Source organism: uncultured Kiloniella sp. (assembly GCF_937128705.1).
In the GTDB taxonomy this organism is placed as follows: Bacteria; Pseudomonadota; Alphaproteobacteria; order Kiloniellales; family Kiloniellaceae; genus Kiloniella.
This window is the reverse complement of the sequence record NZ_CAKZMP010000115.1, coordinates 1-6,687: the sequence shown is the minus strand read 5'-3', so window position 1 is coordinate 6,687 and position 6,687 is coordinate 1. Positions and strand designations below refer to the sequence as shown.

General features: G+C 44.4%; 8 protein-coding genes. 3 read left to right on the top strand and 5 right to left on the bottom strand.

Annotated features, from left to right (window positions below):
• Positions 1-289, top strand: a 289-nt coding sequence (locus Q0241_RS06685; RefSeq protein ID WP_299375011.1) for a DUF3422 family protein, incomplete at its 5' end; no start/stop codon positions are given.
• Between the two features lie 78 nt (positions 290-367).
• Here Q0241_RS06685 and Q0241_RS06680 read toward each other — a convergent pair.
• The 5 genes from Q0241_RS06680 to Q0241_RS06660 form a co-directional block, all read right to left on the bottom strand.
• Entirely contained in the window at positions 368-1,288 is a 921-nt protein-coding gene (locus Q0241_RS06680) for an ABC transporter permease subunit (protein ID WP_299375008.1), read from the bottom strand.
• Between the two features lie 2 nt (positions 1,289-1,290).
• Complete coding sequence (locus Q0241_RS06675) at positions 1,291-2,307, bottom strand: ABC transporter permease subunit (protein WP_299375005.1); 1,017 nt, start codon at positions 2,305-2,307, stop codon at positions 1,291-1,293.
• Positions 2,308-2,388: 81 nt separating this feature from the next.
• Positions 2,389-3,945, bottom strand: coding sequence for an ABC transporter substrate-binding protein (locus Q0241_RS06670; protein ID WP_299375014.1), 1,557 nt, complete (start codon positions 3,943-3,945; stop codon positions 2,389-2,391).
• Positions 3,946-4,521: 576 nt separating this feature from the next.
• Positions 4,522-4,866 (bottom strand): PilZ domain-containing protein, encoded by a 345-nt coding sequence (locus Q0241_RS06665; protein ID WP_299375002.1) that lies wholly within the window; start codon positions 4,864-4,866, stop codon positions 4,522-4,524.
• Between the two features lie 221 nt (positions 4,867-5,087).
• Positions 5,088-5,465, bottom strand: a complete 378-nt coding sequence (locus Q0241_RS06660; RefSeq protein ID WP_299374999.1) for a hypothetical protein — start codon at positions 5,463-5,465, stop codon at positions 5,088-5,090.
• A gap of 276 nt (positions 5,466-5,741) precedes the next feature.
• Between Q0241_RS06660 and Q0241_RS06655 the strand changes: the two genes are divergently transcribed.
• Complete coding sequence (locus Q0241_RS06655; protein WP_299374996.1) at positions 5,742-6,335, top strand: PadR family transcriptional regulator; 594 nt, start codon at positions 5,742-5,744, stop codon at positions 6,333-6,335.
• Positions 6,332-6,687, top strand: a 356-nt coding sequence (locus tag Q0241_RS06650) for a biotin/lipoyl-containing protein (protein ID WP_299374993.1), incomplete at its 3' end; no start/stop codon positions are given. The genes Q0241_RS06655 and Q0241_RS06650, both read left to right, overlap by 4 nt.

The window sequence follows — 6,687 nt, the reverse complement described above, 5'->3', positions numbered from 1 at the left end:
AGCAAATTTGCTGCGCACACGGGTCGATGTTGAACGGTCTGCGGAAAACAAGGCGCTGCTGGAAAGCATGGACCGACGGGCTGATATCCAACTGCGCCTTCAGGAAACCGTCGAAGGGTTGTCGATCGTTGCAATTTCATATTACGCCGTCAATCTGGCCGCCAATATTGCCTTGCCGTTTGCCTATGATCTTGGGGTGGGGGATAAGGTCCTTAAGGCGGGATTGACGCCACTGGTGATTGTGGCGGTATGGCTGATGGTGCGCCGTATCCGCAAAGCGTTGCACTAGTGCGTCGACAGGGGACGACCTTCGGTCGGCGCATGCTGCGGGCGGGGGGGCAAATCCTGCGGATTTGCCAGCTCCCCTTTAAAGGCCGCGAATGCGGGGGTCCAATGCATCACGCAGGCCATCACCCATCAGGTTGATAGCCAAAACAGTCAAGAGAATGGCAACACCAGGGAAGGTGACTACCCACCATGCACTGAGAATAAATTCACGTGCTTCAGCAAGCATAGTGCCCCACTCTGATGCAGGGGGTTGTGCCCCCATACCTAGGAAGCCAAGTGCTGCCGTATCCAAAATAGCTGTCGAGAAACTTAGCGAAGCTTGAACGATCAATGGTGCCATACAGTTTGGTAAGATTGTTACAAGCATCAATCTCATTGTACCAGCGCCAGCAACCTTACTTGCTGTTACATAGTCGCGCGCAGCCTCCGCAACTGCGGAAGCACGTGCTAAACGGACATAGTGTGGTAGATACGTAATCGAAATCGCGATCATCGCATTTCGAAGCCCTGGGCCAAGGATCGCCACAAGTACCAAAGCCATCAGCAAGCTAGGAATAGAAAGAATAACATCCATAACCCGCATCACGGTGACTTCGAAGAAACCTCTGAAATACCCAGCGGATAGACCAAGTAAGACGCCAAATGTCAAACTGATCACAATAACAATACAACCTGCGAACAGAGAGAAACGAGACCCATGCATCAATCTAGATAATAAATCACGACCAACTGCGTCCGTACCAAGGAGGAACTGGATGCTACCTCCTTCCTGCCAAAACGGCGGTACAAGGATAAAATCACGATTTTGCTGCACAGGAGAATGTGGTGCAATTAGGTCTGCAAAAACAGCGATAAAAACAACAAACAGGAAGAAAAACAGGCCAACGACGGCACCTTTATTTTCCGAAAAATAGAACCAGAACTCTCTGAACTGTTGACGCAGAGGGCTGATCTGTTCAGGCACCGAGGACTGCTCGGCTGTATTTTGAACTTCACTCATCATTACCTCCGATGCAGAATTCTTGGATTGATCAGACCATACATAAAGTCAACCAACAGGTTCACCATCATGACAATCGATGCAATAAGCACAATACCACCTTGAACCGCGAAATAATCACGTCGAGAAATAGAATCAATCATCCATTTTCCGATTCCAGGCCAAGAGAAAATTGTTTCCGTCAAAATGGCACCAGCCAAAAGAACTCCAACCTGTAAACCGATCACGGTAACAACCGTAATCAAGGCATTTCTAAGCGCATGAACACCAACAATACGCATTGCTGAAAGGCCCTTGGCCTTTGCTGTACGTACGTAATCTTCACCAAGAACTTCCAACATCGCAGAACGGGTCTGACGCGCAATGATCGCCATAGGGATCGTGCCCAAAACAATGGTCGGCAAGATGAGGTGTGATACTGCTGATTTGAAAGCACCTTTTTCATCACTGACAAAGGCATCAATCAACATAAAGCCAGTATCCTGATCGATCCAAAACAAAGCAGAAAGGCGACCTGATACGGGCGTCAACCCAAGCATGTCCGGGCTGGAGAACAGGATAATCAACAGAAGTCCCCACCAGAAGATAGGCATTGAATACCCGGCGAGGGAAATCCCCATAAGAGTATGATCAAAAGCTGATCCACGTTTGACCGCAGCAATGATGCCGGCCGGCAGGCCAATCAAGGCAGCAAAAATAATTGCGCACCCAGCGAGCTCGACCGTCGCAGGGAACCGCGTTAGGAACTCTTCGAGAACTGGAGTACGACTGGTAAAGGAGACACCGAAATCACCTTGTAAAATTCCCCAGAGGAATGAAAAATATTGTTCCCAAATCGGGCGATCAAAACCTAGATCGGCCATAAGCTGGGCATGCCGTTCTGGCGTAACACCGCGTTCGCCGGCAAGAAGCTCGATTGGGTCACCTGGTAACATCCTGATGAAACTGAAAGCAATCAGAGTAACACCAAGAAATGTTGGGATGAGAACACCCAACTTAGTTAAAATAAAGCGTAACATCGCGATCCTGACTTCGCTTATAAGAAAAGCGGGGAAGGTTTACACCCCCCCCGTTTCATATTTAGCTATAAGATTTTTCTCTTATTCTTCTAAATCAACGCCGTAGAATACATGACCACCAAGTGGATCAATACGGAAATCAACAACTTTGTTGCTCATAGCTTTGTGAACAACAGAGTGAGCAACAGTTACCCAAGGAGCTTCTTCTTTGAAGACAGCCTGAGCCTGCTCATAAAGTTGAGTACGTTTTTCTGGGTCAGATACTTTCACAGCTTCCTGGAAAAGATCGTCAAATTCTTTGTGACACCAGCGCGCACGGTTACCACCGGACTTAGCAGATGCACAGTTCAGAAGTGACAGGAAGTTATCCGGATCTGGATAATCCGCAGTCCAACCTAGAAGTACTGTATCGTGATCGCCTTTCTGTGAACGGGAAAGATACTCACCCCATTCCATAGAAACGATCTCGGCATCCACACCAACATTCGCCCAGTCAGCCTGAATAAGCTCAGCCATACGACGAGCATTCGGGTTGTAAGGACGCTTCACTGGCATCGCCCAGATGTTAGTGCTTAGGTTTGTTACACCAGCTTCAGCCAAGAGAGCTTTCGCTTTTGCAGGATCATAAGGATAATCCTGGATCTCTTCGTTGTAGCCCCAAAGGGTTGGCGGAAGCGGGTTCTTTGCCGCATTACCAGCGCCTTGGAAAACAGCTTTGATGATAGACTCTTTGTTCATGGCATAGTTAAGAGCCTGACGAACACGCTTGTCATCAAATGGTTTTTTCTCTGTGTTGAACGCAAGATAACCAACGTTCATACCTTCTTGGCTATCCACTGTCAGATCTTTGTTTGCTTCGATTGAAGCAAGATCAGCTTGGTTTGGATAAGGAACAAGATGGCACTCGCCAGCTGCAAGCTTCTGATACGCAACCTGCGCGTCAGGTGTAATTGCGAAAACGAGTTTATCTAGCGGTGCACGACCAGACCAATAATCTTCATTAGCTTGATAGCGAATGAAAGCATCTTTTTGGTAAGATACGAACTGGAAAGGACCAGTACCGATAGGCTCTTGGTCAAACTTCTCAGGAGAACCTGCATCCATCATCTGCTGAGCGTACTCTGCAGAGTGAATTGAAGCAAAATCAATAGCGATTTTGGAAATAAATGCAGCATCTGGCTTTTGCAGAGTAAATTTGACAGTTAAATCGTCAACTTTCTCAATTGTTTCCAGAATGTCCGGGAAGCTAACATACCCAGAGAAATATTCATACGTACCACCGGATACTTTATGATACGGATGGTCCGCTTTCCACTGACGGTTAAAGCTGAAAAGCACATCATCAGCATTCAACTCACGCGTTGGAGTGAAATATTTTGTTGTGTGGAACTTTACACCAGGACGAAGTTTAAAGGTGTAAGAAAGACCGTCTTCAGAAACTTCCCAAGATTCAGCCAAACCTGGTGTCATGATGGTTGAGCCTCTTTCGAACTCAACAAGGCGGTTAAAAATGTTACGAGAGCTAGCATCAAATGACGTACCTGATGTGTATAGCGCTGGCGTAAAACCTTCCGGGCTACCTTCTGAGCAATAGACAAAAGTTTTTGCCTGTGCTGTTACAGCACCCATTGTAAGCATACTAGCGAGAGCCGCTGTAGCCAAAAGTCCTTTTTTAATCACGATATCCTCCCAAATGTCGCAAATAAGCGCGGAATGCGCTTCTTTTATTAATTAGTGTTCATCTACCTAATCTAATAAGGATGGTTTTAAGCTATCCATCTGGAGTTGCATAGTCAATTTACAGTTCATCAGCACAGTAAAATTGTATACAAAATACAGCCATTCTCAGAAACCAGAATCATACATGAACACGAAACAATTATCTGTTTAATTACATGAAGATAACACAAATTTATTTCAAAATTAAATCGCTTCAAGCTAACATTATAAAACACTAAATAGCAAAAAAAAGCAATAAAATTTCACCTCTTTTCTATAGAAGTAATAGCATAAAGCTCATGTCTACCCTGCTAAACAACTCAAAGATGAGGACAATTCAAGATTCGTTGGTACAATCTTACAGCACCTGTTCCGAGTTGGTTCTTGTCATTCCATGCTTCAGCTTTTGATAAATAAAAAAGGTGCTACAAACTGCAGCACCTAAATTCTTTTTCATAGGTAACAAAAACACGCCACCTACAACACTAATGCACCCTAAGCAAACTCCAAACATTTACTCGGCAAAACGCCAGCCATGATACTTGCCATCTTATCCGGGCTGTCATTAAAACGAAGGCCGACCGTCCTGCCTCTTGACCATACAACTTCAGTTAACAGCTGAAACCCGCCCGCGATTTTTAGAATAAACTGCGTGCCGATCTCCAACGTTTGGTCAAACTTTGCACGAACACCATTAACAGATATATCAAAGATCACACACTTTTGCTCAGCCCCCTGATCATCGGCATACTCACCAGACCAAAGCACTGACACCCGCTGAAAACGACGTTTGTCATCACTGATGTGACCGTCTTTTGTAGTACTATGTTTTTTTGGCATCGGATTTCAGAGCACCCATACAACAAACGAAATAAATTAACGTAATCCGTTTGTTCATTTAATATTTATTTGGCAACGAATACCTAGAGTGTAGAACAAAACTTACTAAATTATAAATAAAATTTGATCAAAACGATAACTAAAAACCACTAAACAAGCTAACAACAGACAAACGCTTATATTTTTATGGTTAAGACCAGAAACAAAATTATTAAATTATATTAATCTTTAACCGTATCAAGGAGTGTTTCGTCTAACTCTGAGAAGGTATTTATTACAGCCGCATTTGCTTTATACGCAATAGACGCAAGCTTTTGATCAACCAATTCTCTTTCAATATTGACGCCTGTGGCAGAAAACACTTCCGCGAAACCAGCACTTTGCCCTGGCTCAGACAACGGTGCATTTGGGCCTAATTGCTGTAAGTTTCCCGAAACGCCGGGGTCACGACTTACTGCATCCAGCCTACTTGGTGCAAAGGGAACACGCTCAGGCAATCGCGATGAATCAAGAGACCCCGCGTTAACAATATTATTTGAAGACACAGACATCCGCTGCGCCTGATACCGTAACCCAGATAAGGGTATAGAGTAGTCCATATAAATAATCCTTTGCCCTATGTTACCCCATGTAGTTTTTAATTTCAATTTCAGGTATTTTAGATAAATTCCATACAAACTGAGGCTAAAACCTTAAATTTACAGCGTTTTCAATTCCCGCCATACTTTTGTCAAAATTTATTCACATATATCGACTTGATATATGTTGAAATGATGTATATCTGTCCTGCATATGCCTAAGGTAAATTTAGACGATTAAAAGCGAGTCTTTAATTCACTTTAGAAGCAGAAAACAAGCTAAGGTAAATTTTCAGTATGGATGTCAGAACACTATGCCTTGCGGTCTTGTACCAAGGGGAAGCAAGTGGATATGAAATCAAGAAAGCATTCCAAGAAGGGGCTTTTAGCCACTTTCAGGATGCAAGTTTTGGTTCTATCTACCCCGCCCTTGGACGCCTTTCTTCTGAAGGCCTCGTTGAATGTACTCAAATGGCTCAGGAAAAAAGACCGGACAAAAAGGTGTACAAGCTGACACAAAGTGGCGAAGACTCTCTTATTACAAGTCTTCTTACACCACCCACACCAGACAAATTTACGTCTGATTTTTTCTTCGTTTTATATTTCGCAGAACTTCTCCCTTTACCGCAGGTTATAAAACTCGTGGACCAGAGGATTTCTTTTTATCAGGAAATCATAGAGCGCATGACAACATGTGATCCCGCAGCTCTACCAACCGGGCGACGACTTTGCCACGGTTTAGGACTGACCGTTTATCAAAATTCTCTCGCTTATTTAGAAGAGAACAAAGAACGTTTCATCGCTGAACTTCGATCTCAAAATACAATTCATACCTCTTCTGACCCAGATACAAATCGCACTCAGATAGAAACCAACAGGCACATATCATGAAAGTTTCCTATTTACTCGCATTCATTCTCGCCGTTGGAACGGCTGGCTGGGTTATGTCTGGTCAGCTATCTGATAGTTCTGAAACTGGTGAAGCAGGACAACCCGAGATTAAAAAGCCCCCGGTTAATCTTTCTGTCGACGCAAAAATACCTTCCGTACGCGTCCAAAGCCAAACAGCAGTTCCCTACACTCGTTATTTGACAGTACGTGGTAGAACCGAAGCCCTCCGGACTGTCGAAATAAAAAGTGAGGCAAGTGGGAAGATCATCGACCTGGCTGTCAACAAAGGTGACACAATTGAAGCAGGTAAGCTTGTTGCCAAGCTAGACGTCAATGAACGATCAGCTAAAGT

Excerpts from the sequence above, each read along its gene's own strand:
- Q0241_RS06675 (WP_299375005.1), bottom strand. The coding sequence starts at position 2,307 with ATGTTACGCTTTATTTTAACTAAGTTGGGTGTTCTCATCCCAACATTT.
- Q0241_RS06660 (WP_299374999.1), bottom strand. The coding sequence starts at position 5,465 with ATGGACTACTCTATACCCTTATCTGGGTTACGGTATCAGGCGCAGCGG.
- Q0241_RS06670 (WP_299375014.1), bottom strand. The coding sequence starts at position 3,945 with ATGCTTACAATGGGTGCTGTAACAGCACAGGCAAAAACTTTTGTCTAT.
- Q0241_RS06680 (WP_299375008.1), bottom strand. The coding sequence starts at position 1,288 with ATGAGTGAAGTTCAAAATACAGCCGAGCAGTCCTCGGTGCCTGAACAG.
- Q0241_RS06655 (WP_299374996.1), top strand. The coding sequence starts at position 5,742 with ATGGATGTCAGAACACTATGCCTTGCGGTCTTGTACCAAGGGGAAGCA.
- Q0241_RS06665 (WP_299375002.1), bottom strand. The coding sequence starts at position 4,866 with ATGCCAAAAAAACATAGTACTACAAAAGACGGTCACATCAGTGATGAC.